Genomic DNA, 25970 nt, shown 5'->3' on the forward strand with positions numbered 1-25970 from the left:
ACGGGATGGCGCTGACACCGCAGGGCGCCGGACCCGCCGGCGACGGAATCGCCGCCGGAACGGCAGACGCCGGCGGACCCGCCGACGACGTCTGGCTGCGCGTGCACCCGGCGTCCCCCTTTGTCCGCGGCTGGGTGGCGCTGGCCGCACTGTTGTTCTTTTTTGGACGTGACAGTTTCGAACGTCTCCTTCAGGGTGGCCCGCTCTTTGACGAGCGGTTGGCCGGACGGGCGCCGTGGCTGCTGGCCGGCGGCGGCATCCTGCTGCTGCTGACTGTCTTCGGTTACGTCCTGAGCTGGTACTTCACCCGCTACCAGGTCGCAGGCGGCTACGTGCGCGTCAACACTGGTTTCCTCTTCAAGCAGCAGCGGCAGGCCAGGCTGGACCGGGTGCAGGCAATCGACGTCGTGCAGCCCCTGCTGGCACGGATCTTCGGACTCGCTGAACTGAGGTTCGAAGTCGCCGACGCCGGCGAATCCGCCGTGCGCCTGGCGTACCTGCGCGCGGACGAGGCCCGACAGCTCCGCGCGACAATCCTGGCCCGCGCCTCAGGCGCCTCAGGCACCTCCGGCGGGTCGCTGTCGCCGTCGCCGGAGCCGGGACAGCCCGAGACCGCCGCCGTGGAGGCCCCGGAACGAGTGGTGTTGACCGTGCCGCCGCCACGCCTGATGGGCTCGCTGCTCCTGAGCGAACAAAGCGTCGTGATCCTGGCCGGCGGCATCGCCTCAGTGCTGCTTTCCGCCGTCACCGAAAACCGGAGCTTCGCGGTCTTCCTGATCCCTGCCGCGATCGGACTCGTGGCCTCCTATTGGTCCTCGTTCAACAAGGGCTACAACTTCACCGCCGCCGTTTCCCCGGACGGCATCCGGCTGCGCTACGGCCTGCTGGACACACAGGCGCAGACCGTGCCGCCGGGCAGGATCCAGGCGCTGAAGGTCAGCCAGCCGCCGCTGTGGCGGCTGTTCGGCTGGTACCGGATCCAGGTCAATGTGGCCGGTTACGGCCTGGCCGCCAGCGCCGGCGAAGGATCAGCCCGGACCACGCTGCTTCCGGTGGGATCCCTCGCCGACGTCCTGGAAATCCTCGCCCTGGTGCTCCCGGATCCAGGCACTCCGGATCCGCTGGGCGTGTTCACCGCAGGGATCACCGGCCTCGCGGACGCCGCCGGGACGCCAGGCAGCGGAGGCGGGCAGGACACCGACGGCGGCTTCGTGACCAGCCCGCGCCGGGCCCGGTTCCTGGCACCGCTGGGCTGGCGGCGCAACGGCTTCACGGCAACGGAGACCGCCCTGCTCCTGAGATCGGGCCGGTGGTGGCGGAACCTCGTGGTGGTGCCGCATCAGCGCACCCAGTCCATGGCCCTGCAGCAGGGCCCGCTCGCCCGCAGATTCCGCGTGGCGGACCTGGTCCTGCACACCACGGCAGGTCCGGTGGCCCCGCGGCTCATCCAGGCCGGCCTCGACGAAGCCCGGGCCCTGCTCGATGCCCAGTCGTCCCGTGCCCGCGCCGCGCGCAAGCGCCAGAAGAGCGAGCACTGGATGGAGCCGGCGGCCAAGCCGGCCGCACCACCCGCAGACGACCCCCAGGAAGGCCCGCATCATGGCTAAACCAGGACGCCTCGGCGTCGGAATCATTGGCGCCGGGAAGGTCGGTGCCGTCCTGGGGGCGGCGCTGCGCGGAGCCGAGCACGCTGTCATCGGGGCGTCCGCCGTTTCGGACGCCAGCCGGGAACGCGTCGAAACACTCCTGCCCGGCGTCCCGATCCTGGACGTGCAGGACATCGTGGAGCGCGCCGAGCTGGTCCTGCTCGCCGTCCCTGACGATGCCCTGGGCCCGCTCGTGAACGGCCTGGCCAAGCTCGGCGCCTGGCAACCCGGCCAGCTCGTGGCGCACACCTCCGGGCGCTTCGGCGTCGGGATCCTGCACCCGGTCCGTGCCGCCGGCGCCGTGCCGCTCGCGCTGCACCCGGCCATGACGTTCACGGGCATGAGCCTGGACCTCACGAGGCTCCTGGACTGCACCTTTGGCGTCACGGCCGACGCCGCGATGCTGCCGATCGCCCAGGCACTCGTCGTCGAAATGGGCGCCGAGCCCGTCGCGATCGCCGAGGCCGACCGCGTCCTCTACCACGCTGCCCTCGCGCACGGCTCGAACCACCTGGTCACGCTCGTGGCGCAGGCCTCGCAACTGCTCCGCGACGTCGGCGTCGAGGCCCCGGACCGGATGCTGGGCCCGCTGCTGCGCGCCACCCTCGAGAACGCCCTCGCCTCCGGCGAATCGGCCCTGACCGGGCCCGTAGCCCGCGGCGACACCGGCACGGTTGCCGCGCACGCCGGCGCCCTCCGCGAATACGACGGCGGGGCCGCCGGCGATATTCTTGAGGCGTACCTGGCCATGGCCCGGGCGACAGCCCGCCGGGCAGGAAGCCGCGGACTCCTGAAGCCGGAACAAATCGACGGCATCGAACAGGCGCTCGGCGGCCCCGACCAGAACGGGACGCACGCCCCGGAAGGACCCTGACATGGCAATCCAACTCGTGACCACGGCCGCCCAGCTCCGCGCCGGAAGCGCCCGGCTGCTGGCGCAGAAAGGTGGCACGTCCCAGGGGCTCGTGCCGACCATGGGCGCACTGCATGAGGGGCATGCCCAGCTGGCCCGGACAGCCGTCGCCCAGAACGACGTCGTGGTGGCCAGCATCTTCGTCAACCCGCTGCAGTTTGGCGAGGCCACGGATCTGGAACGCTACCCCCGGGCGCTCGATGCCGACCTCGCGCTGCTCGACGCCGAGGGCGTGGACCTGGCGTTCGCGCCCGGCGTCGAGGAGGTCTACCCCGGCGGGGCACCCCTGGTACGGATCACGGCGGGACCCCTGGGGGAAAAATGGGAGGGCGCGTCCCGGCCCGGCCACTTCGACGGCGCGCTGACCGTCGTCGCGAAACTGCTCCACTATGGCTTCCCGGGGACCGGCCTGCCCGGCGGCGGACAGCCGGCCTACCGCGCCTATTTCGGCCAGAAGGACGCGCAGCAGCTGGCGCTCGTCCAGCGCATGGTGGCGGACCTGAATTTCCCTGTGGAGATCGTGCCCGTGCCCATCGTGCGCTCGGCCGACGGCCTGGCACTGTCCAGCCGCAACCGCTTCCTCTCCGAGGACCAGCGCGAGGCCGCCCTGGTGCTCTCCCGCGCGTTGCGGCTCATCGGGGAGCGCGCCAACGCGCATGAGCCGCTGGACATCGAATCCGCGCAGGACCTGGTCCGGTCCCAGCCGCTCGTGGAACTGGACTACTTCGAAGTGGTGGATCCGCGCACCCTCGAGCCCCTTGCGGAAAACTGCAGGGACACCCCGTTCCGCGGCGAGGGGCTGGCGATCATCGCCGCCAAGGTCGGTCCCGTCCGCCTCATCGACAACGCGCCCCTGAACTCCTGACACATACCCCACATTGGTTTTCCGGCGACGGGAATGCCCCCGGGGCCTAGACTGTTGGAATCTGCAGCAGCGCCGACGCTCACCGGACCCACACCCAACTCCCTGAGGGAATTCCCATGTCAACAGACATCTCTTCCAACGCCGCCGGCGATCCCGCACGGGGCGCTGCCCCGGCCCTCGCAGCGCCTGCCGCGTCTGCAGCAGCGACGACGGCGCCAACCGCGCCGGCGAAGATGTCCCGGGAGTCCGTCACCATCATCGTCACGCTGCTGGTGGCCACCTTCGTGGTGATCCTCAACGAAACCATCATGAACGTGGCCCTGCAGCGGCTGATGGTGGACCTGAACATCGATGCGCCCACCGTGCAGTGGCTCTCCACCGGCTTCATGCTCACCATGGCTGTCGTCATTCCCACCACCGGGTTCATCCTGCAGCGCCTGAGCACCCGTGCCGTCTTCATGCTGGCCATGGGACTCTTTTCCGGCGGCACACTGCTGGCCGCCCTCGCGCCGGGCTTCGAAGTCCTGCTGCTGGCCCGCATCGTCCAGGCCGGCGGCACCGCCATCATGCTGCCGCTCCTGATGACCACCATCCTCACACTCGTGCCGCTGGAACGCCGCGGCGCCGTCATGGGAAACGTCAGCATCGCCATCTCGGTAGCGCCGGCCCTGGGCCCCACGGTTTCCGGCCTGATCCTCCAGCACTTTTCCTGGCGGTTCATGTTCGTCTTCGTGCTGCCGATTGCCCTCGCCGCGCTGGCCATCGGGGCCAAGTATTTGACCAACATCGGCAAAACCGAAAAAACGCGGTTGGACGCCCTTTCGGTGGTGCTAACGGTCCCGGCCTTCGGCGGCCTCGTCTACGGCCTGAGCCAGATCGGCGGCGGCCAGGCCGGATCCCGTACCCCGGCGGTGCTGTCGCTGGCCGTCGGCGTGGTGGCCCTGGCGGTGTTCGTCCTGCGCCAGCTGAAGCTGCAGAAAACCGACGGACCCCTGCTGGACCTGCGCGCCTTCACTTTCCGGATGTTCACGGTGTCCGTGCTGCTGCTGGTTGTGGCCATGATCGCGTTGTTCGGCGCCGTGATTCTGCTGCCGTTGTACCTGCAGGAGATCCGCGGCCTGACCTCACTTGAGACCGGCCTGGTGCTGCTGCCCGGCGGCCTCGCCATGGGCCTGCTGGGGCCCTTCATCGGCCGCGTTTTCGACAAGATCGGGCCCCTGCCGCTGACAGTGACGGGGTCGATCATGATGGTGCTGTCCCTCTGGCAGTTCTCCATGCTGGACGCCGCGTCGCCGGTGGGGTGGATCATTGCCCTGCATGTGGCACTGAGCCTGGGCCTGGCGCTGCTGTTCACCCCCGCCTTCACGACCGGCCTGAACCCGCTGCCGCCGCACCTGTATTCACACGGGTCGGCCGTCATGAGCACGCTGCAGCAGGTGGCAGGCGCGGCCGGCACGGCGCTCCTGGTCTCGATCTATGCCTTCGTGTCCGAAGCCTCGGGCATGGTTGCCGGCATGCATGCGGCCTTCCTGACCGCGGCCGTCATAGCGGTCGCCGCCGTCGTGCTGTCCACTATGATGCGCAAGACCGAAGGCGCGCCGCACCCGGCCGCCCACTAGAGGCTCAGCCCGCGTAAAACGCGCTGAGCTCTGCGATCAGTTTGTCCGGCGCCTTGTTGACACCGTCGTGGCCCATGCCCGGCAGGATCGTATAGCTGGAACCGGAGAGGACGTCGTGGATCTGGGCACAGGCCACGCCGAAGTATGCCGGGCTCTTCTCGCCCACGATGATCAGCGTCTCCAGCGGCAGTTCCAGGAACGGTTCGGCCGGCATGTCCGCGGCGATGATCGCCTTAATCTCGCGGACACCGGTCTGCATCAGGTCGCGCAGCTGCTTGCCCATCGGAGTGCCCGCCGAAAGCTTGTTCGCCAGCGTCAGCATGGACAGCGGCATCCGGGACAGGGCGCTGCCGGTCTCCAAGCCCCTGAGCAGGACGGCGAGGGCCCGGTCGTCGTCGCCAGCTGCGGTCGCCCGCTCGTATTCGGGCGTCCAGTCCGCCGTCACGCTGTGGTTGACGGACACGGCGGGGTCGTACACGGCGAGCCGTTCCACCGGCAGGGTGCGGGCCGCGTGCAGGGCCACCGCCCCGCCGAAGCTATGGCCGAAGACGTCGGTGCTGGCCGTGTGCTTCATGACGGCGTCGAGATCGTGGATGTCCACGTCCAGGGTGTAGTCCTCCGGCTGCGGGGAGGAGGAGCCGCGGCCGCGACGGTTGAAGGTGTGCACCGGCCGGCCCAGTGACGCGCTGAGTTTCTGCGCGAAGCGCGTGTAGTCGGCGGCCGTCACCATCGAGGCCGGCACGACGACGATGCCCGAACCCGCCGAGGCGAGCTCGGCGCCCGTGCTGAAAAGCTCGATTGTTCCGCCGTCGGGGGTTCTGATGTTCTCGCGGGTCATGCTCCGAGCCTAGCCGAGGCCGCGCCCCAGTGCAGTAAGCCGCAACTCAGTAGGCCGCAGTGCAGTAAGCCGCAGTTCAGTAGGCCGCAGTTCAATTGGGTACAGCATTGCGCCGGCGCGCTGGCGCTAGTTGCCCAGGCGGCCGCCGGAGACCTCGAGGTAGCAGGCGCCGCAGAGCGACTCGTACCAGACGTCCTGGCCGTCAATCGCAACCTGGTTTCCGTCGAAGACCACCTGGTCCCCGATCCGGCGGGTGTTGAAGATGGCCTTCCGTCCGCAGCGGCAGATGGTCTTGAGCTCTTCGAGGGTGTGCGCAATCTCCAGGAGCCGAAGGGAACCGGGGAACGCGCGGGTCCGGAAGTCGGTTCGGATGCCGTAGGCAAGGACGGGGACGTTGTCCAGGACCGCGATGCGGAAAAGATCGTCCACCTGCTCCGGTTCGAGGAACTGGGCCTCGTCAACCAGCAGGCAGGCCACCGGCGGGGTGTCCACGTGCTGCAGCAGGGCGTCGGGATCGTCCCCGTGGGCCTGGGCGGTGAAGAGCTCGCGGGCCGACGCGCCGGCGGGGATCAGGAAGTCCACCGAACGGGTCATGCCCAGGCGGGACACGACGTCGGAGTCGCCTTTGGTGTCCACGTCCGGCTTGGCCAGCAGAACGTGCTGCCCGCGTTCCTCATAATTGAACGCCGCCTGCAGCAGCCCCGTAGATTTGCCGGAGTTCATGGCGCCGTAGCGGAAGTAGAGCTTGGCCAAGGGGGTCCTTTCGAAAGGGTCGCCCACCGATTGTAAGGCGCACCCGTCAGTGGCCCAGCTTGAGCCGCCGCCTGGGCGCCGGGAGGGGCCGCAGGTGTCCTTCGCCGGCAAGGAGGAAACGCGCAGTTGCCCGGGGCAGTCGGATCCCGGGCCGGAGCGGGCTTTCATGGAGCTGCCCTGGCAACACGGCAAATTCAAAGGAAGGGACGGCGGCGGCAAGTTGCCGGCCGGTCTCGGTAAAGTACTCCGGGCTCCAGCCGCCGCTGAGCAGCAGCGTGGGGGTGGTCACGGCTGCGAAGTCGTCCAGTTCGGCGTCGGCGTCGAGCACCGCCCGCATCTCCGCGACGGCGGTGGGCAGCAGTTTGCGCATCTCGGCGCCCATGTTGGTCCGGGCGGAGAGGATGCTGAGCATCCGCAGCGCGCCCAGCGGGAGCTTGGATACCGGTCCGCCCACCTCAATGCCCTGGACCAGATGCGCCCAGGCCTCGTCGAGTTCCCCGGCAGCAACTGAACGCTCCAGTTCGGGCCGCCAGCGGTGGGTGAGGTTTCCGGAGAGGGACACGGCCGCGTCATAGGTCACCATCCTGCGGATCGGCACCGTCCGTGCCGCCTGCAGGGCCACGAAGCCGCCGTAGCTGTGCGCCACCACGTCGCTCGATCCCGTTTCCCGCATCACCGCCGCCAGATCACCGACCTCCGTGGCCACCGAGTAACCGGCCGGTTGCGGGGAGGACCCGGCGCGCCCGCGCCGGTTGTAGCAGTGCACGGGGCGGCCCAACAGGCGGCTGATCTTCCGCGCGAACGGGCGGTACAGCGCGGCGGTGATCATGGTGCCGTGCACGACGACGATGCCTGGCGCGGGCGGCCGTCCGGGCGTCGAACCTGGCGCGGGTCCCGGGGCGGGTGCTGGCGCCGGAGCCGGGCCGGCAGCCGGACGGAAGGAGTGCAGCTCGAGGTGCCCCTCGCCGTCGTCGGTGCTGATCCTCCGCGTCTCCACAGCCTGAGTCTATTCCGCCGTGGCCATAGCCGGGCGGAACCCGCCCCGGTGGAATCCCCGGTAAACTTGGGGATTGTGACTTCCCAAAACACCCCCGCCCCGAACACCGCCGCCGAGCCGCACGATGCCAGCGAGCAGACCCGCATCCGCATGGAGAAGCGCGCCAAGCTGATTGAACGCGGCGTCGAGGCTTATCCGGTGGGTGTCGAACGCACACACTCGCTCACGGAAATCCGGGAGAAATACGCCTACCTCCAGGCCGATGAAACCACCGGCGACGTCGTCGGCGTGACCGGCCGCATTGTCTTCATCCGCAATACGGGCAAGCTGTGTTTCGCCACCCTCCAGGAGGGCGGAGTGGACGGGAAGGCTGTGCGGCTGCAGGTCATGCTGAGCCTGGCCAACATCGGTGAGGAGGCGCTCGCGGAGTGGAAGTCCCTCGTGGACCTCGGCGACCACGTCTTCATCAAGGGCGAGGTCATCTCCTCGCGCCGCGGCGAGCTGTCCGTCATGGCGGATTCCTGGACCATGGCTTCGAAAGCGCTGCGCCCGCTGCCCGTGCTGCACGCCGGGCTTAACGAAGAAACGCGCGTCCGCCAGCGCTACGTGGACCTCATTGTCCGCGACGAAGCCCGCGAGATGGTCTACACCCGCGCCGCGATCACCCGTTCCATCCGCGAAACCCTGCACCGCCAGGGCTACGTCGAGGTCGAAACCCCCATGCTGCAGCTGGTTCACGGCGGCGCCACGGCCCGTCCCTTCGAGACGCACATGAACGCCTTCGACCAGAAGATGACGCTGCGCATCGCTACCGAGCTCTACCTCAAGCGCACGGTGGTCGGCGGGATCGACCGCGTCTATGACATGGGCAGGGTCTTCCGCAACGAAGGCGTGGACTCCACGCACAGTCCCGAGTTCACCACTTTGGAGTCCTACGAGGCGTGGGCGGACCAGTTCGTCATGGCGGACCGGATCAAGGAGATCATCCTGGACGCCGCCGACGCCGCCGGTGTGGGCCGCGTGCTGCAGACCGAAGCCGGGGAGATCAACCTCGACGGTGACTGGACCTGGCTGGCCGTCTACCCGGGACTGTCCGAATTCGTGGGCCAGGAAGTAACCCCGGACACCACGGTTGCCGAACTGCTGGAACTGGCCGCCAAGCACGACGTCAAGGTCGACGCCGGCTGGGAAGCCGAGAAGCTCGTCGTCGAACTCTTCGGCGAACTGGTGGAGCCCACTTTGCTCAACCCCACGTTCGTTTACAACTATCCGCCGTCCGCCCAGCCGCTGGCCCGCCAGCACCGCGAAGACGGCCGCCTGATCGAGGCCTGGGACCTCATCATCGGCGGCATGGAGCGGGGCACGGCGTTCTCCGAACTGATCGACCCGGTGATCCAGCGCGAACGCCTCACCGAACAGTCCCGCCGGTCCGCCGCGGGCGACGTGGAGGCTATGCAGCTGGATGAAGACTTCCTCCGTGCGCTCGAGTACGGCGCGCCGCCCATGGGCGGGATCGGCCTGGGCATCGACCGCCTCGTGATGCTCTTCACCGGCGCCGGCATCCGCGAAACGATCCTCTTCCCCCTGTTGAAGCCTGAAGGACACTGAGCATGGACTATATCGCCGTATTGCTGCCCCCCATCGTGGTGGGCCTGCTTTTCTGGTTTGCCATGAAATCCATATTCAATGCCGACAAATCAGAGCGGCAGGCAGAAGCCCGCGCCCATGCCGAAGCGGAAACGCGAGCGGTAGCTCAAACCAAGGAGCAGGATTCCGGGCCCTCGGGGGCTAATTACCCGGGAAAGTAATAGTCCCCTATTGCCGCCTGTGGTTTTCCTTTGAACAGAGTTTTGCGCTTTGACTCCCTGCTGTAACGCGGAGGATACTTATTCCAGATACATCCTGCTTTTCTAAACGCTCGATCTTTGGAAAGAGAGTCCTTTATGGCACAGAAAGTAAAAATCATCCTCGTTGATGATCTGGATGGGGGATCCGCGGACGAAACTGTCCGGTTTGGCCTTGACGGCGTGAGCTACGAAATAGACCTGTCGTCAAGCAATGCTTCAGAACTGCGCTCCGCGGTGGAGCGTTTTGTGGTGCACGCACGCAAGACGTCAAGCGGACGCGCCACGCGTACGAAAATTTCCAGCGGACGGAATCAGGACTCTGCCCAGATCCGTCAGTGGGCACGGGACAACGGCTATGCGGTAAACAGCCGCGGACGTATCCAGGCTGAAATTCAGGAAGCGTACCAAAAGGCTAATTCCTAGCCGGGACCGCGCGTCAGGGTGCCGTATCAGGACCCAGTAACAGGTCGCAATCAAGTCCCAATGAAGTCGCAGTCAAATGCCAATGCCCCCGTTATCTGGCGGGGGCATTTGCATGCCGACGGCGGTGCGCCCGTGCGCCCGTACCGCACGCCGGCCCGCCGACGGGCCGGGCCGGAACGTCCGGTTGCGCCCGCCGGGAAGGGGCGGAGGGTCCCGCCCGGGACATCCGGTTGCGCCCGCCGGGAAGGCTTCCGGACGGTTCCCGCCCCGTCCGGGGACGGGGTCCGGGCAGGGGCGCGCAAACCCTCCGGTTTCCCCTGTGGCGAACAAGCCCCAAATCTGGAACCCGGCCACGTAGCATCAAAGTACGTCGTAGCTAGGAGTGTGGCGAAATGTTTGAGCGATTTACGGACCGTGCCCGTCGCGTAGTTGTGCTTGCCCAAGAAGAGGCACGCATGCTGAACCACAATTACATTGGTACCGAACACATCCTCTTGGGTCTGATCCATGAGGGTGAAGGTGTTGCCGCCAAAGCCCTTGAATCCTTGAGCATTTCGCTCGACGGTGTCCGCGAGCAGGTCCAGGAGATCATCGGCCAGGGCCAGCAGGCCCCCTCCGGCCACATCCCCTTTACCCCTCGCGCCAAGAAGGTCCTGGAGCTCTCGCTGCGTGAGGCCCTGCAACTGGGCCACAACTACATCGGGACCGAGCACATCCTCCTCGGCCTCATCCGGGAGGGCGAGGGCGTTGCCGCCCAGGTGCTCGTCAAGCTCGGCGCCGACCTGAACCGGGTCCGCCAGCAGGTCATCCAGCTGCTCTCGGGCTACCAGGGCAAGGAGGCCACCGGCGCCGGCGTCGGCCCCGGCCAGGCCGAGGGCACCCCCGCCGGTTCCGTGGTCCTGGACCAGTTCGGCCGCAACCTGACCCAGGCGGCGCGCGAGAACAAACTGGACCCCGTGATCGGCCGCGAGCAGGAAATGGAACGCGTCATGCAGGTCCTTTCCCGCCGCACCAAGAACAACCCCGTGCTGATCGGCGAGCCGGGCGTCGGCAAGACCGCCGTCGTCGAGGGCCTGGCCCAGGCGATCGTCCGCGGGGACGTCCCTGAGACCATCAAGGACAAACAGCTGTACACCCTGGACCTCGGGTCCCTCGTGGCCGGCTCCCGCTACCGCGGCGACTTTGAAGAACGCCTGAAGAAGGTCCTCAAGGAGATCCGCACCCGCGGCGACATCATCCTGTTCATCGATGAGATCCACACCCTGGTGGGTGCCGGAGCCGCCGAAGGCGCCATCGATGCGGCCTCGATCCTGAAGCCCATGCTGGCCCGCGGCGAACTGCAGACCATCGGTGCCACCACGCTGGACGAATACCGCAAGCACATCGAGAAGGACGCCGCCCTGGAGCGCCGCTTCCAGCCGATCCAGGTCAAGGAACCCTCCGTTGCGCACGCGATCGAGATCCTCAAGGGCCTCCGCGACCGGTATGAGGCACACCACCGCGTCACCATCACCGACGGCGCCCTCGCCTCGGCGGCGGCCCTTTCCGAGCGCTACATCTCGGACCGGTTCCTGCCGGACAAGGCGATCGACCTGATCGACGAGGCCGGGGCACGGCTGCGCATCCGCCGCATGACCGCCCCGCCCGAGCTCAAGGTCATGGACGAGAAGATCGCCGCCATGAAGCTGGAGAAGGAATCCGCGATCGACGCGCAGGACTTCGAAGGCGCCGCGTCGCTGCGCGACAAGGAGCAGAAGCTCATTGCCGAGCGCGCCGAGAAGGAACGCCAGTGGAAGACCGGCGGCATGGACGACATCTCCGAAGTTGATGAGGACCTGATCGCCGAGGTGCTGGCGAACTCCACTGGCATCCCGGTCTTCAAGCTGACCGAGGAAGAGTCCTCGCGCCTGCTGAAGATGGAAGATGAGCTGCACAAGCGTGTGGTCGGCCAGGACGAGGCCATCAAGGCCCTGTCCCAGGCGATCCGGCGCACCCGTGCAGGGCTCAAGGACCCCAAGCGTCCGGGCGGCTCGTTCATCTTTGCCGGCCCCACCGGCGTCGGCAAGACCGAGCTCGCCAAGGCCCTCGCCGAGTTCCTGTTCGGCGAAGAAGACGCGCTGATCACCCTGGACATGTCCGAGTACTCGGAGAAGCATACGGTCTCGCGGCTCTTCGGTGCCCCTCCGGGCTACGTTGGCTACGAGGAAGGCGGCCAGCTGACCGAGAAGGTCCGCCGTCGTCCGTTCTCCGTGGTCCTGTTCGATGAAGTGGAGAAGGCGCACGCCGATCTCTTCAACTCGCTGCTGCAGATCCTGGAAGACGGCCGCCTGACCGACTCCCAGGGCCGCGTGGTGGACTTCAAGAACACCGTGATCATCATGACCACGAACCTCGGCACCCGGGACATCTCCAAGAGTGTTGCCACGGGCTTCCAGTCCGGCACGGACACCCAGACCGGCTACAACCGGATGCGCGCCCGGGTCACCGAGGAGCTCAAGCAGCACTTCCGCCCCGAGTTCCTGAACCGTGTTGACGATGTTGTGGTCTTCCCGCAGCTGACCCAGGACGAGATCATCGAGATCGTGGACATGTTCGTTGGCCGSCTCGAGAAGCGMCTGAAGGACAAGGACATGGGCATCGAGCTCACGTCCGCGGCCAAGGTGCTCCTGGCAACCCGCGGCTACGACCCCGCCATGGGTGCCCGGCCGCTGCGCCGCACCATCCAGCGCGAGATCGAGGACCAGCTCTCCGAGAAGATCCTCTTCGGCGAACTGCACTCCGGCGACATCGTGGTGGTGGATGTGGAGGGCGAAGGCGACGACGCGAAGTTCACCTTCGCCGGCAACGCCAAGCCGCGCATCCCGGAGATCGCTCCGAGCGTCTAAGCATCAAGACCAAGGCCCCGCTGTCCTGTCAAGGACGGCGGGGCCTTCGCGTTTGCTCTTCCCGGGCCGCGCTCCGTGGGGGTTCTGGGGACCGGGGCTGCCAGCGCCCCACGTGTCTGGGCCATTTGCCAGAGATGGCCGCTAAGGGGCCGGGCGTAGCGGCCATCGTCGTCAATTCGCTGACCTGTAGCGCCTCATACGCGGGTCTGTGGCGCCTGCGCGTCCCGGCGGTGATCGCACGTGCTTAGACCGGAGTGCCCGCTCGTACTCTGAAAGCACCGTTTCACTCTCAGTGAACTTTCTGTGATCGATGCCACATACAGTGTTGAATCGGTGCATGGCTGCCAAGGACTCAGAGACCCTGAGCGAACAACCCGAGACCCCCTTCCATGATCTGGACCACTACCTCGCCATCCCCAAAGTGAGTGGTTTAACGCTGAGCCCGGACGGTGACCGGCTGGTCACCACTGTGGCGACACTCGGCGCGAAGGGCACCGAATACTGCACCGCGCTGTGGGAAGTGGACCCGGGCGGGGTCAAAAAGGCCCGCCGGATCACGCGCAGCGCCAAGGGGGAGGCGGGTGCGGTGTTTGCCGCCAACGGCGACCTCTACTTCACCTCGGCCCGTCCCGATCCGGAGAGCCCCGAGGCTGACCCCGTCAGCGCCCTCTGGATACTCCCGGCCGACGGCGGCGAAGCCCGGGTGGCCCTGTCCCGCGCCGGCGGAATCGGCGGGGTCCACGCCGCCAAGGACGCCGACACCGTGGTGGTCGCGGCCTCGGTGCTGGCCGGCTCCACGGACGAGGACAATGACGAAGAACGCCGCAAGGCGCGCAAAGACAACAAGGTCGCGGCCATCCTGCACAGCGGCTACCCCGTCCGCTACTGGGACGCGGACCTGGGCCCGGCGCAGCCGCGGCTGTTCGCGGTCGAACCCGGCGAGCCGGTGGAGGCCGGTAAGCCGACCACCGTCGACGCCGCGCCGCCGCTGAAGCTCCGCAACCTGACGCCCGACGCCGGCACCCGGCTCAGGGACGCCGAATCGGTGGTCAGCCCGGACGGCACGATGATTTACAGCAGCTTCGCCAAGCCCCTCGCGAACGCCGATTCACGTTCCGTGCTGGTCGCCATCGACGTCGCCACCGGCACCCGGACGGTTCTGCTGGACACGGAAGGTCTGAGCTACTTCCCGGGCCCGGTCAGTCCGGACGGGCGGAGCCTGGTGGTGGTCAGTGAAAGCGACACCACGCCGCTGGCGGCCCCGCAGGTCAAGCTGCACCTCCTCGACGTCGCCGGCCCGGCAACAGGCGAGGCCGCCCTGACGCCGCTCGCCCATGACTGGGACCGCTGGGCCCGCCCCGCCGCGTGGCTGCCGGACGGATCGGCCCTGCTGGTCACCGCCGACGAGGACGGCGCATCGCCGATATTCCGGATCGGTGTCGCGGGGGACCCGGGCCAGGCTGGCCAGGTGCTCCGCCTGACGGACGACGCCGCCGCGTACACCGACGTCGTCGTCTCGCCGGACGGACGCAGCGCCTACGCCCTGCGCAGCTCCTACGAATTCCCCGCCGAACCTGTGCGGATCGACCTCGCCGGCGGCGGCGTCGTCCGCCTGCCCGCACCCGCTGAGCGCCCGCACTTCACGGGGACGCTGGAGCGCGTGGAGACGACGGCGGCCGACGGCGCCCGTGTGCCCGCGTACCTGGCCCTGCCCGAGGGCGCGTCCGCCGCGAGCCCGGCCCCGCTGCTGCTGTGGATCCATGGCGGCCCGCTGGGATCCTGGAACGCCTGGACCTGGCGCTGGAACCCGTGGCTGCTGGTGGCCCGCGGTTACGCGGTGCTGCTCCCGGACCCTGCCCTCTCCACCGGCTACGGCCAGGAGCACATCCAGCGCGGCTGGGGGGAATGGGGCAAGGCTCCCTTCACCGACCTGATGGCCATCACCGACGCCGTCGTGCAGCGCCCGGACATCGACGAGACGCGTACCGCCGCCATGGGCGGTTCCTTCGGCGGGTACATGGCCAACTGGGTAGCCGGGCATACGGACCGCTTCAAGGCAATCGTCACGCACGCCAGCCTCTGGGCCCTCGACCAGTTCGGTCCCACCACCGACGCCGCGCAGTACTGGCTCAAGGAGATGACGGCCGAGATGGCGCTGGAGAACTCCCCGCATCTGCACGTGGAAAACATCCGGACTCCCATGCTGGTCATCCATGGCGACAAGGACTACCGTGTCCCGATCGGTGAGGGGCTCCGGCTTTGGTACGAGCTGCTCGCCAAGTCACAACTGGCGGCAGACGGGAACGGCGAAACGGACCACCGTTTCCTGTACTTCCCGGACGAGAACCACTGGATCCTGCAGCCGCAGCACGCCAAGGTCTGGTACGGCGTGGTGGAGCACTTCCTGGCCAGGAACCTGCTGGACAAGGACATTCCCGTCCCCGACGAACTGGGTCTCTGACACTCCGTCCCCGGGACCGGCCGCGAGCCGGCCGGACCCGGGGCACCCGTAAGATTGGGCTGTGACTGAGACCGTGACTGAGACCGCGACTGAGACGATCCGCATCCGCCCTGCCCGCACCGGCGACGTTGGCGCCATCAAGACGCTCGTGGCGCCGCTGGCCGACCAGCGGATCCTCATGGCCAAAGAAACCGTGGCCTACTACGAAAGCCTGCAGGAATTCCGGATCGCCGAATCGCAAGACGGCGAGGTGATCGGCTGCGGAGCGCTGCATGTCATGTGGGAGGATCTCGCCGAGGTGCGCACCCTCGCGGCTTCGGATGCCTGGCGCGGCAAGGGCGTGGGCCACGCGCTGGTGGAGCGTCTGCTGGGGGATGCCCGCGCGCTGGGAGTCTCGCGCGTCTTCTGCCTGACGTTCGAAGTGGATTTCTTCAAGAAACACGGCTTTGAAGTCATGGCTGACCAGAGCGCGGTCGATCCCGTGGTGTACTCCGAACTCCTGCGCTCGCATGACGAAGGCGTGGCCGAGTTCCTGGACCTGGCCCGGGTCAAGCCGAACACGCTCGGCAACACCAGGATGATCAAGGAGCTGTAGCGCCCGCCGGCTGTGCCCGTCCGGGGAACTTTCGGCGGATTCCGGCCGGCACCCGCAGCCGCCTGGAACACGACGTCCGCCCGGGGCTTCCCTTCAATAAATTTGGTGGATAAACTGATCCCGGCCCAGGGGGTGGGCCGCCATACTTTCGGAGGCAAAAAATTGCATAAAGACGTGATTTTTCCCGATTTCTCCGCCGTTCACAGGACAATAGCCAGCGCTCCGGCAGTGCCGCCGGTCCAGCTGCCCGGCCAGCCGCTGGAAGCGCCACCGGTAGAATCCACCAACCGCTCCTCGCCCGGCACGGGTGCTCCCGTGACGGGACAAACCGCTGGCCCGGCGCCTGCAGCCGCAGCGCCACCGGCCACGTCCCGCGCCCGCAAAGGCCGGCTCGCAGCGCCGCCGTTCTCATGGCTGGGCGTCGACGCCTGGCCGCATTTCCCGGCGTGGGCCGACAAACAAGCCTGAAGCATCCGCAGGAACGCACCGCAACAACCCGCCGGTCCGGGATTCGAAGCCCCGCCAGGAGCCCCCGGGCCGAGGGAATCGGGAGCCTACCGCCGGCCGTGCCCCGGTAGTAGGGTCTAAGCAAGCAGCCAGGACACCATCCAGGGAGCACCGCCATGAAGAAACTCATCAATGATCCCAAAGCCGTGGTCGACGAGTCAGTGGAAGGGTTCGGGCTTGCACACGCCGACCTCGTGACCGTCTTTCCGGACCCGAAATACATCGTGCGCAAAGACGCGCCCGTGGCGGGGAAAGTCGGACTCGTCTCCGGCGGCGGCAGCGGACATGAGCCGCTGCACGGCGGCTACGTGGGAATGGGCATGCTCGACGCCGCCGTTCCGGGCGCCGTGTTCACCTCGCCCACCCCGGACCAGATCCTGCCGGCCACGCTGGCCGTGAACTCCGGCGCCGGCGTCGTGCACATCGTGAAGAACTACACCGGTGACGTCCTGAACTTCGAAACCGCCGCCGAACTCGCGCAAGCAGAAGGCGTCGAGGTCCGCACCGTCCTGGTCAACGACGACGTCGCCGTGCAGGATTCGCTGTACACGGCCGGCCGCCGGGGCGTCGGCGGTACTGTCCTGGTCGAGAAGATCGCCGGGGCGGCCGCCGAACGCGGCGACAACCTGGACGCCGTCGCCGCGATCGGTGACCGCGTCAACCAGAACGTGCGCAGCATGGGCGTTGCTTTGTCCGCCTGCACCGTTCCGCACGCGGGAGTCCCCAGCTTCGAGCTCGAGGAAAACGAGATCGAGATCGGGATCGGCATCCACGGCGAGCCGGGACGGCACAAGATTGCCATGGAAAACGCCGACGGCATCACCGACCGCCTCCTGGACCCGGTGGTCAGCGACCTCGGACTTAGCTCCGGGGACCAGGTGCTCCTCTTCGTCAACGGCATGGGCGGCACCCCGGCAAGCGAGCTGTACATCGTGTACCGCCGGGCCGCGCAGAGACTGGCGGAGCAGGGCGTCACCGTGGCACGCTCCCTCGTGGGCAACTACATCACGTCCCTGGAAATGCAGGGCTGCTCCATCACGGTCCTGCGCCTCGATGACGAAATGACGTCGCTCTGGGACGCTCCCGTCCACACTCCGGCCCTCCGCTGGGGCGTCTGACGGTGGGGCTGGATGTCGGCTGGGCCGTGCGCTGGCTGACCCTTTCGGCGCAGGCCATGGCGGATCACCGGGTGGAGCTGATCGAGCTGGACCGGCCTATCGGGGACTCGGACCACGGTGAGAACATGGACCGCGGCTTCAAGGCCGTGATGGACAAACTCGCCGAGACACCGCCGGAAACCCCGGGCGCCGCCCTGAAACTGACGGCCATGACGCTGATGTCCAAGGTGGGAGGGGCGGCCGGTCCGCTGTACGGCACGGCATTCCTGCGGGCCGCCACAGCGCTGGGCAACACCTCCGACGTCGACGCCGCCACCTTGGCCGCCGCCCTGCAGGCCGCCCGCGACGGCATCGTCGTCCGCGGTAAGGCCGAGTCCGGGGACAAGACCATGGTGGACGCGTGGACGCCCGCGATCGAGGCCGCCGCTGCCGCGGCTGGCGACGGCGACGTCCGGAAGGTGCTGCTTGCCGCGGCGGAGGCCGCCGAAGCCGGCGCCGTGTCCACGGATCCGATGCTCGCCCGCAAGGGCCGCGCCAGCTACCTCGGGGAGCGCAGCATCGGCCACCGTGACCCGGGAGCGGTCTCCAGCGCACTGATCCTGCGCGCCGCCGCCGGGGCAGCCGAATGACAGTCCGGCTAGTCGTTGTCTCGCACAGCGCCAAGATCGCGGACGGCGCCGCCGAGCTCGCTGCCCAGATGGCCCCCGACGTCCTGATCCTCCCCGCCGGTGGTACCGACGACGGCCGGATCGGCACGAGCCTGGAGAAGGTCATGGCTGCGCTCGAGCAGGCCGCCGGTGACGGCGTCGTGGTACTCACGGACCTCGGATCCGCCGTGATGACGGCCGAGTCCGCAGCGGAGTTCGCGCCGGATCCGGGATCGGTGCTGCTCGCGGACGCACCCCTGGTGGAAGGACTGGTTGCAGCAGCGGTGGCTGCCCAGGCGGGGGCCGAAGCGGCGGCGGTGAAGGACGCGGCCGAGGCCGTCTACCGGCCCCCGGCCCACCCCGCGGAGGCCGAGCACGTACACCAGCAGCCGCCGGACGCCACGGGGGACTTCGAGCTCGTCAACCAGGCTGGCATGCACGCCCGGCCGGCGGCGAAGATTGCCGGCGGCCTGTCCGCCATGGACGCCGACGTGACCGTCAACGGCGCCGATGGCGCCTCCATGACCGAGCTCATGATGCTCGCCGCGGGCAAGGGAACAGTCCTGCATGTGGAGGCCAGCGGCCCGGACGCCGCCAAGGCGGTCGGCTACCTGGAGCGCCTGGTCAGTTCGGGGTTCGGAGAACCGTAGGCGGGGCCTGGATTTCGCAGGCAAACCTGGCGGGCCGTGCGGGTCTGGCTGGCCGAGCGTCCGGGGCTGGGGTTCCGGGGTGCCGGGGTTAGGGTGCCTGCCGAAGGCCGGCCGCGTCCAGCACCACGCCGGCCGTGATGAAGGTTCCGCACTGCTCGCCAAACGGCTGCGCCGCGCGGGGCGTGAAGGCCGCGGTCCGTGCCGGCAGCGGGTTCCCGGCGGTATCCGTGCCCGTGGCCGTCACCCCGATGGGGCTGGCCGTCAGCGTCTCCATCATCAACATGCCGGTCAGGGTGCCGTCGGGCGAAGACGTGGCCGAACAGACGCCGTCGCCGCCGTAACGGCCGGGTTCGCAGCGTTGGTCCACGGTGGTGCTCCCGGGAACCAGTTCCAGGTCCGCTTCCTTGCAGCGGCCGTCCTGGCAGGCCAAAAGGTGGATGGTCCGCACCGACGGTGCGTATTCCCGGTCCACGGTCAGGGACACGACGGGCGCCTGAGCGATCGCCGGGCAGGCGGCCTCCGGCCGGCACGAGGTTACCAGGACGGCGGTGAGGGCCAGTGCGGCCGCGGCCGCCAGCTTGCGCATGCTCCAGCGTAGATCCTCAGCCCGGAAGCCGGAAGCCGCCCCGGTGCAGTTCCGCGAGGCCGTCGCCCAGCAGGCCGGCCAGCGCCCGTTCCAGCTGCTCGGGAGCCGCGTTGAGCCGGTGCAGGGCCGCGAGCGGGATCCCGATTCCCTGCGGTTCGAAGCCCAGGTCCGCAGGGGCCTCGTGGAACAGCACCGGCGACACGGGGTCCTCGGCTACGCGCAGGACGGCCATCACGGCGCCGCGCACCTGCCGGTCCGTGCCGTGCCAGGCCTGTCCCTTGGGCGTGTACGTTGGCGGCGGCTCGCCGGCAGCCAGCCAGGCGCAGGACTCCCGGACAGGGCACTGGCCGCACTTGGGGGCCCGCGCCGTGCAGACCAGTGCACCGAGTTCCATGACGGAGGCGTTCCAGCGCACCGAGGCGCCGGGGTCGTCCGGGAGCAGGGACGCCGCCAGCCGCATTTCGGCAGCGGTCAGGGCCTGCGCCGGCAGGGCCGAGCCGGTGAGAAGCCGCGCATGGACCCGGCGGATGTTCGTGTCCACCACTGTTTCGCGGCGTCCGTAGGCGAACGCCGCGACGGCCGCGGCCGTGTAGCTGCCCACGCCGGGGAGATCCAGGAGCTCGGTGTAGGCGTCGGGGACGGCGCCGTCGTGGCTGTCCCTGATGGCGACGGCGGCCGCGTGCAGGCGCAGGGCGCGCCGGGGATACCCCAGCCGGCCCCAGGACCGGAYGGCTTCCCCGGCGGGCTCGCGCGCCAGATCGGACGGCTCCGGCCAGCGGCGCAGCCATTCCTCCCAGACCGGCAGGACCCGGACCACCGGCGTCTGCTGGAGCATGACCTCGCTGACCAGCACGCCCCAGGGCGTGCACTCCGCAGCCCGCCATGCCAGTTCCCTTGCATTGGCTGCGAACCAGTCGTCCAAGGCGGCATGAAGCGCGGTGAGATCGGCGGCGCGGGCGCGCGGCCCGGCGGGCAGGGGTTGCCGCTGTGCCGGAGCGGATACGGGGGGTGTTGGGGTTAGAGTTTCGATCCATTCAGCGTAATAGATCGGGGTAACGGATCGGGACGGCGGCAGGTCCCGCGGCGTGGTCGGGCGCCATAGCCCGCACGGTTCTCTAGGCTAGAAGAATGGTCAGGCAAGGCAATTCAGGAACGGGCGGTTCGAGGACGAAAGGTTCGCCCCCAGGACAATCCGGGCGGAAAACCGGACGGCCACCACTCCGCCCGGTATACCGCCGTCGCCGGCTGTTTGCTGGCCTGGTCCTGCTGCTCGTCATCGCCGTGGTCTTCGGTGGCTTCGTCGCGGTCTCGAGTGCCATGAGCGGCGGCCAGTCTTCTGGCGACCAGCCGTCCGCAGCGGCGCCGGCGAGCCTGCCGGCCGCGTCCGCGTCCGGTAGCCCCAAGGCGTCCAGGGATCCTTCGGCGTCACCCGCCGCATCATCGGGCGATGGCTGCGAGCAGAACCTGGTGATAGTCACAGCTGCCACCGACAAGCAGGTCTATGCCGCGGGGGAGAAGCCGCTGCTGAGCCTCAAGGTGACTAACAACAACAAAGTGCCGTGCGAGGTCAACATCGGCACTTCCCAGATGGAATACATGATCACCAGCGGCTCGGACCGGATTTTCTCTTCCAAGGACTGTCAGGCGGAGAGCACGGACCTGACGAAGACCATTGCGCCGGGCAAGAGCGAGACCGCCAACTTCCCGTGGCAGCGCAACCGCACGGTGCAGGGCTGCGAACCCGTCGAGGCCGAGCCCGGTGCCGGCGGCGCCTACTATGTCTTCACCGCCCGGCTGGCGAACAAGACCAGCCCCAAGGCCGTGTTCCAACTCAACTAACCCCAGTCAGCCCCGCTAACCCCCGTCGGTAGGTGCCCTTTTGGGCGATCAAAAGGGCATCTGGGCCCACGCCGGCAGGGTTCCCTGGCCGAGCTTGCGAGGCGAGGGGGCCGGCGGGGAGCACCCGACGGGTGTTGGAGGGGGTTAGAGGAACCGGTCCAGCAGGCTGGCCTCGGCCATGCGGCTCAGGCCTTCCCTGACGGTCCTGGCGCGCTGGTCACCGATCCCGTCCACGGTCATGAGGTCATCGATCGTTGCCGCCATCAGGAACTGCAGGCCGCCAAAGTGGTCGACGAGCCGGTCGGCGACTGCCTTCGGCACGGCCTTAAGGCCGGAGAGCAGCCGGTAGCCGCGCGGCTGGACGACGGCGTCGAGGTTGGCCTCGCCGCCGGCGAAGCCGACGATCCCGGCGATCTTGCCGAGGTCAATCAGCTCGGTTGGGCCCAGGCTGACAAGGGCTTTGACCGCGTCGTCGATGTCCTCCGCCGTTGCGGCCGGGCCGGAGTAGTCGCGGATGATGACGTCGCTGCCCGGGCCGCGGCCCACGGTGAGCTCGTCCAGCTGCAGGGAGAGCAGGCGGCCGTCCTCGCCCAGTTCCAGGACGTACTGGGAGATTTCCTCGGAGATCCTGCGCACCATTTCCTGGCGCTGAAGCGTGACCGCGACGTCGCGGACCGTCACCATGGCCTCGATTTCCAGGGCGGAGAGCGAGCTGGTCACCTGGTCCAGGCGCGAGCGGTAGCGTTCCAGGGTTGCCAGGGCCTGGTTGGCGCGGGCCAGGACTTTCTCGGAGCCCTCCAGGACGTGGCGTAGTCCGTGCACGTACAGGGCGATGATCTGCATTGACTGGCTGACTGAGATGACCGGGACACCCGTCTGGATGGCCACTCGTTCCGCGGTCCGGTGCCTGGTGCCCGATTCCTGCGTTTCGATGCTCGAGTCCGGGACGAGCTGGACCGCCGCGCGCAGGATGTTGCTGGCATCCTTGTCGCAGACAATGGCACCGTCCATCTTCGCCAGTTCCCGCAGCCGGGTGGGGGAGAAGTCGATGCCGATCTCGAAGCCGCCCGAACAGATGGACTCGATGGTCCTGTCGATGCCCAGCACGATCAGCGCGCCGGTCCGTCCGCGGAGGATGCGTTCCAGGCCGTCGCGGAGGGCTGTGCCCGGTGCCACCCTGGCCAGAGTCGCCTTGAGCGCATCTTCAGGGCTCCGAGCCATAGATTTCCCCTTCAAAGGTGCAGGCGAGAGCCTGCAAGTGCGCCGGTTTCCAGGGTCCCCCGGCAGGATCAAAAGTACTCAGTTCCCCGCTCTCCCCATGATAGGGGCAAAGTACCGCAACTTCCGCACAGGCAAGCCTTAAAGTGGTCCATTGCGGCATGCCGCCGGAAGCCCCCGGAACGGCTGTCCCGGGTCCCGTCCGCGAAGGCATTTTGGCGCTGAATGGCCGCCGCTTCGTGCGCGGTCCGCGGCCTGCGATAAACTTGAGTCCTTGGGTGTACCGCGGGCTCTCCGCGCCGTGACCCGTCCACAGCCGCAGCGAAAGTAGCATCGTGTCTCAAGAAGTCCTCAGCCCCGCCCGAGTCCAGGAGATTCACAAGCAGGCGGCCCGGCGCCGGACTTTCGCGGTCATTTCGCACCCCGACGCCGGCAAATCCACCCTGACGGAGGCCCTTGCGCTGCACGCAAAGGTGATCGGCACGGCCGGCGCCTCCAGCGGCAAGGCCAACCGCAAGGAAACGGTCTCGGACTGGATGCAGATGGAAAAGGACCGCGGCATCTCCATCAGCTCCGCCGCCCTGCAGTTCGGCTACCGGGACACCGTCATCAACCTCCTGGACACCCCGGGCCACGCGGACTTCTCCGAGGACACCTACCGCGTGCTCGCAGCCGTGGACTGCGCCGTCATGCTGGTCGACGCCGCGAAGGGCCTGGAAACCCAGACCATGAAGCTCTTCGAGGTCTGCAAGCAGCGGAACCTGCCCATCATCACGGTCATCAACAAGTGGGACCGGCCCGGCCTGGACGCCCTGGCCCTCATGGACGAGATCACCGAGCGCACCGGACTGCAGCCCATGCCGCTGACCTGGGCCGTGGGCATCTCCGGCGACTTCCGGGGCGTCTGGGACCTGCGCAACGACCGCTTCGCGCAGTTCAAGCGGAACAACTCCGGCGCCAACATCGCCCTCACCGAATACTTCACCCCGGACGAGGCCGCGGCCAGCCAGGGCGAGGACTGGTCCAACGCCGTGGACGAGGCCGGGCTGGTCATCGAATCCAACCTGGCGTTCGACGTCCAGGCCTTCCATGCCGGCAAGGCGACGCCGATCCTCTTCAGCTCGGCCGCGCTGAACTTCGGCGTAAAGGAAATCCTCGACGCCCTCGTCGACTTTGCGCCGCCCGCTGCCCCGCGGCCCGACGTCGAAGGCGAGCCCCGCCCGGTCGATGCCCCGTTCGCCGGATTCGTCTTCAAGGTCCAGGCCGGCATGAACAAGGCCCACCGGGACCACGTTGCCTTCATCCGGGTCTGCTCCGGCATGTTTGAGCGCGGCATGGTGGTCACCCAGAGCCGGACAGGGAAATCCTTCGCCACCAAATACGCCCAGCAGGTCTTCGGCCGCGAACGCGAGGTGATCGACGAGGCATTCCCGGGCGATGTGGTTGGCCTCGTCAACGCCTCCTCCCTCCGGGTGGGGGACAGCCTGTTCCTGGACCAGCCGGTGGAGTTCCCGGCGATCCCGCTGTTCGCCCCGGAGCACTTCCAGGTGGCGCGCTCCAAGGACCCTAGCCGGTTCAAGCAGTTCCGCCGCGGCATCGAACAACTCGAGCACGAGGGCGTTATCCAGGTGCTCCGCTCCGATATCCGCGGCGACCAGGCGCCCGTCCTTGCCGCCGTCGGCCCCATGCAGTTCGAAGTCGTCGAAGACCGCATGGCACACGACTTCAGCGCCCCGATGCGGCTGGAACGACTCCCGTATTCCATGGCCCGGATCTCGACCGCCGACGCCATGCCGGCGCTGGCCAACGTCCCCGGCGCCGAAGTCCTGTTGCGCTCTGACGGGGAATATCTGGCCCTGTTCAACGACGTCTGGGCCCTGCGCCGGATCGAAAAGAACCACCCTGACCTCACCCTGGTGCCGATCGGGACCCACAACCCCGCGAAATAGCGGCAGGACGCCGGGCCGGAAGACCGCCCGGACGTCTTCCGAAATCCGGTTTCCGCGCTATCATAAGTAAGCTTGCTTATGATGCGGGTGCCGGGATCAGTTTTCCGGCTTTGGACTGATCCGCCCGATTCCAGCGGCGGCCCCATTAGAGGGACCACGTAGACCTTTTGACAACCATGGACCCCGGTTTCCTGCTCAGCGGGCGCTACCGGATCGAAGAACTCATTGGCCGGGGCAGCCAATCGAGTGTGTACCGTGCCACGGACGAGGTCCTGGGACGCGAAGTGGCGGTCAAACTTTTCCGCGACGGCACTGTGGACGAGGAACGGACCCGCAGGCAAAGCGAGGAAGTGCGGATCCTGGCAGGGATGGCCCACCACGCCCTCGTGACACTGTTCGACGCCGGGACCGACCTGAGTGACCCGAGCCGCCGGCTCAGCTATCTGGTGATGGAACTCGTCCGCGGCCCCGACCTCCGGCGCCGCTCGGCCGAGGGCCCGCTTTCGGCGGCCCACATGGCGCTGATCGGGCACGATCTCGCCGACGGACTGGCGCACATCCACCACCACGGCATCATCCACCGGGACGTCAAACCGGCCAACATCCTGCTGGTGGACTACAGCGCCGAGGACCGGCGTCCACGCGCCAAACTCAGCGACTTCGGCGTGGCCATCACCGTCCGCGAGGGCCACTGCGGCGACCCCGACGACAGCTCCGGCACCCCGGCCTACCTCAGCCCCGAACAGGCCGCCGGTGAACCGGCCGGCCCTGCCAGCGATGTCTATTCGCTGGGGCTGGTCCTGCTGGAAGGCCTGACCGGGAAAATGGCGTACCCCGGCGCGCCGGTCCAGTCCGCCCTGGCCCGGCTGCTCCAGGACCCGCACATCCCCGAAGAGCTGGCGCCCCTGTGGTCGGTCCTGCTGACCTCCATGCTGGACAGGGATCCGGCGGCCCGCCCGCCGGCCCGGGAAGTGTCCCTGGCCCTGCGCCAGGAAGTCATCAATGGCGCGGGTCGCCACCGCAGGGAAGCGGCCGCGCTGCTGACCGACGAAGACGGGCGGATGCAGGCGGTCGGGCGGTACGGGATCCTCGACACTCCCGCGGATGGCGCCTTCGACCGGATCGCGGCGCTGGCCGCACGCATGTTCTCGGTGCCCGTGGCAATTGTCAGTGTTGTGGACCATGACCGGATCTGGTTCAAGTCCCACCACGGCACGGACGTTACCGAGATCGGCCGGGACCCCGGGTTGTGCGCCTCCGCCGTCCTGCAAGGGGATGCCTGGATTGTCCGGGACGCCATCAACGATCCCCGGACGCTGTCCAACCCTCTCGTGGCCGGCGAGTTCGGCCTGCAGTTCTATGCAGGGGTGCCGTTGCGCACTCCGGACGGCTACAACCTGGGCACCTTGTGCATCCTGGACCGTGAGCCCCGAGACTTCAGCGATGAGGACACCGCTGCGCTGGAGGACCTGGCGGCGCTCGTGATGCACGACCTGGAGCTGCGGCTCCACAGCCGGCGGGCGCTCGCCGGGTAATCCGGGGCCCGCCGCCGGGCGCCGGCCTCGCCGGCCGCTGCTGCCCGCCGCCGGCCCCCGAAGTCGGTGCCGACGTCGA

At 68.1% G+C, this 25970-nt stretch carries 22 protein-coding genes; 16 read left to right on the plus strand and 6 right to left on the minus strand.

The window, feature by feature from the left end; genetic code table 11:
* The first annotated feature begins 5 nt into the window (after positions 1-5).
* From AC1DR1_RS07655 to AC1DR1_RS07670, 4 genes are all read left to right on the plus strand, one after another.
* A complete protein-coding gene (locus tag AC1DR1_RS07655; protein WP_229994120.1) occupies positions 6-1607 on the plus strand; it encodes a PH domain-containing protein in 1602 nt (533 codons plus the stop codon).
* Positions 1600-2520 carry a Rossmann-like and DUF2520 domain-containing protein gene (locus AC1DR1_RS07660; protein ID WP_364746891.1) on the plus strand — a complete coding sequence of 307 codons (921 nt, stop codon included), beginning with the start codon at positions 1600-1602 and terminating at the stop codon, positions 2518-2520. Before AC1DR1_RS07655 ends, AC1DR1_RS07660 begins: the two co-directional genes overlap by 8 nt.
* 1 nt (position 2521) lies before the next feature.
* A complete protein-coding gene (gene panC, locus AC1DR1_RS07665; protein WP_229994122.1) occupies positions 2522-3424 on the plus strand; it encodes a pantoate--beta-alanine ligase in 903 nt (300 codons plus the stop codon).
* 116 nt (positions 3425-3540) lie between these two features.
* The gene (locus tag AC1DR1_RS07670; RefSeq protein ID WP_476966053.1) at positions 3541-5043 is read left to right on the plus strand and encodes a DHA2 family efflux MFS transporter permease subunit; all 1503 of its coding nucleotides are present in this window, start codon (positions 3541-3543) and stop codon (positions 5041-5043) included.
* A gap of 4 nt (positions 5044-5047) precedes the next feature.
* Here AC1DR1_RS07670 and AC1DR1_RS07675 read toward each other — a convergent pair whose 3' ends face one another.
* The 3 genes from AC1DR1_RS07675 to AC1DR1_RS07685 form a co-directional block, all read right to left on the minus strand.
* On the minus strand, positions 5048-5881 hold the full coding sequence (locus AC1DR1_RS07675; protein ID WP_229994124.1) for an alpha/beta fold hydrolase: 834 nt from the start codon (positions 5879-5881) through the stop codon (positions 5048-5050).
* 126 nt (positions 5882-6007) lie between these two features.
* A complete protein-coding gene (locus AC1DR1_RS07680) occupies positions 6008-6634 on the minus strand; it encodes a thymidine kinase (RefSeq protein WP_229994125.1) in 627 nt (208 codons plus the stop codon).
* Between the two features lie 46 nt (positions 6635-6680).
* Positions 6681-7631, minus strand: a complete 951-nt coding sequence (locus AC1DR1_RS07685) for an alpha/beta fold hydrolase (RefSeq protein WP_229994126.1) — start codon at positions 7629-7631, stop codon at positions 6681-6683.
* A 75-nt stretch (positions 7632-7706) separates the two neighbouring features.
* On the opposite strand from AC1DR1_RS07685, the gene lysS reads away from it, so the two are divergent.
* The 9 genes from lysS (at position 7707) to dhaM (ending at position 18764) form a co-directional block, all read left to right on the plus strand.
* On the plus strand, positions 7707-9239 hold the full coding sequence (gene lysS, locus AC1DR1_RS07690; protein WP_229994127.1) for a lysine--tRNA ligase: 1533 nt from the start codon (positions 7707-7709) through the stop codon (positions 9237-9239).
* A 2-nt stretch (positions 9240-9241) separates the two neighbouring features.
* The gene (locus AC1DR1_RS07695; protein WP_229994128.1) at positions 9242-9439 is read left to right on the plus strand and encodes a hypothetical protein; all 198 of its coding nucleotides are present in this window, start codon (positions 9242-9244) and stop codon (positions 9437-9439) included.
* Between the two features lie 135 nt (positions 9440-9574).
* The gene (locus AC1DR1_RS07700) at positions 9575-9901 is read left to right on the plus strand and encodes a histone-like nucleoid-structuring protein Lsr2 (RefSeq protein ID WP_229994129.1); all 327 of its coding nucleotides are present in this window, start codon (positions 9575-9577) and stop codon (positions 9899-9901) included.
* A 392-nt stretch (positions 9902-10293) separates the two neighbouring features.
* Entirely contained in the window at positions 10294-12786 is a 2493-nt protein-coding gene (locus tag AC1DR1_RS07705) for an ATP-dependent Clp protease ATP-binding subunit (protein ID WP_229994130.1), read from the plus strand.
* Positions 12787-13123: 337 nt separating this feature from the next.
* Positions 13124-15247 (plus strand): S9 family peptidase, encoded by a 2124-nt coding sequence (locus AC1DR1_RS07710; protein WP_476992419.1) that lies wholly within the window; start codon positions 13124-13126, stop codon positions 15245-15247.
* Positions 15248-15308: 61 nt separating this feature from the next.
* Positions 15309-15842 (plus strand): amino-acid N-acetyltransferase, encoded by a 534-nt coding sequence (locus tag AC1DR1_RS07715; protein WP_229994132.1) that lies wholly within the window; start codon positions 15309-15311, stop codon positions 15840-15842.
* Positions 15843-16465: 623 nt separating this feature from the next.
* The gene (dhaK, locus tag AC1DR1_RS07720; RefSeq protein WP_229994134.1) at positions 16466-17467 is read left to right on the plus strand and encodes a dihydroxyacetone kinase subunit DhaK; all 1002 of its coding nucleotides are present in this window, start codon (positions 16466-16468) and stop codon (positions 17465-17467) included.
* Between the two features lie 2 nt (positions 17468-17469).
* On the plus strand, positions 17470-18096 hold the full coding sequence (dhaL, locus tag AC1DR1_RS07725) for a dihydroxyacetone kinase subunit DhaL (protein WP_229994135.1): 627 nt from the start codon (positions 17470-17472) through the stop codon (positions 18094-18096).
* A complete protein-coding gene (gene dhaM, locus AC1DR1_RS07730) occupies positions 18093-18764 on the plus strand; it encodes a dihydroxyacetone kinase phosphoryl donor subunit DhaM (protein WP_364746897.1) in 672 nt (223 codons plus the stop codon). Before dhaL ends, dhaM begins: the two co-directional genes overlap by 4 nt.
* Positions 18765-18852: 88 nt before the next feature.
* On the opposite strand, the gene AC1DR1_RS07735 is transcribed toward dhaM, so the two are convergent.
* Together AC1DR1_RS07735 and AC1DR1_RS07740 are read right to left on the minus strand one after the other, a co-directional pair.
* Complete coding sequence (locus tag AC1DR1_RS07735; RefSeq protein WP_229994137.1) at positions 18853-19350, minus strand: hypothetical protein; 498 nt, start codon at positions 19348-19350, stop codon at positions 18853-18855.
* A gap of 16 nt (positions 19351-19366) precedes the next feature.
* Positions 19367-20203, minus strand: a complete 837-nt coding sequence (locus AC1DR1_RS07740; RefSeq protein ID WP_476992476.1) for an HhH-GPD family protein — start codon at positions 20201-20203, stop codon at positions 19367-19369.
* A 614-nt stretch (positions 20204-20817) separates the two neighbouring features.
* On the opposite strand from AC1DR1_RS07740, the gene AC1DR1_RS07745 reads away from it, so the two are divergent.
* A complete protein-coding gene (locus AC1DR1_RS07745; RefSeq protein WP_356815750.1) occupies positions 20818-21189 on the plus strand; it encodes a hypothetical protein in 372 nt (123 codons plus the stop codon).
* Positions 21190-21333: 144 nt separating this feature from the next.
* Here the strand turns inward: AC1DR1_RS07745 and disA are convergent, their stop codons facing one another.
* Entirely contained in the window at positions 21334-22410 is a 1077-nt protein-coding gene (disA, locus tag AC1DR1_RS07750) for a DNA integrity scanning diadenylate cyclase DisA (protein WP_229994140.1), read from the minus strand.
* 332 nt (positions 22411-22742) lie between these two features.
* Between disA and AC1DR1_RS07755 the strand changes: the two genes are divergently transcribed.
* A complete protein-coding gene (locus tag AC1DR1_RS07755; RefSeq protein WP_229994141.1) occupies positions 22743-24356 on the plus strand; it encodes a peptide chain release factor 3 in 1614 nt (537 codons plus the stop codon).
* A gap of 176 nt (positions 24357-24532) precedes the next feature.
* Positions 24533-25891, plus strand: a complete 1359-nt coding sequence (locus AC1DR1_RS07760; protein WP_229994142.1) for a protein kinase domain-containing protein — start codon at positions 24533-24535, stop codon at positions 25889-25891.
* The last annotated feature ends 79 nt before the right edge of the window (positions 25892-25970 follow it).

It is taken from the genome of Arthrobacter sp. P4_F10 (assembly GCF_056401435.1).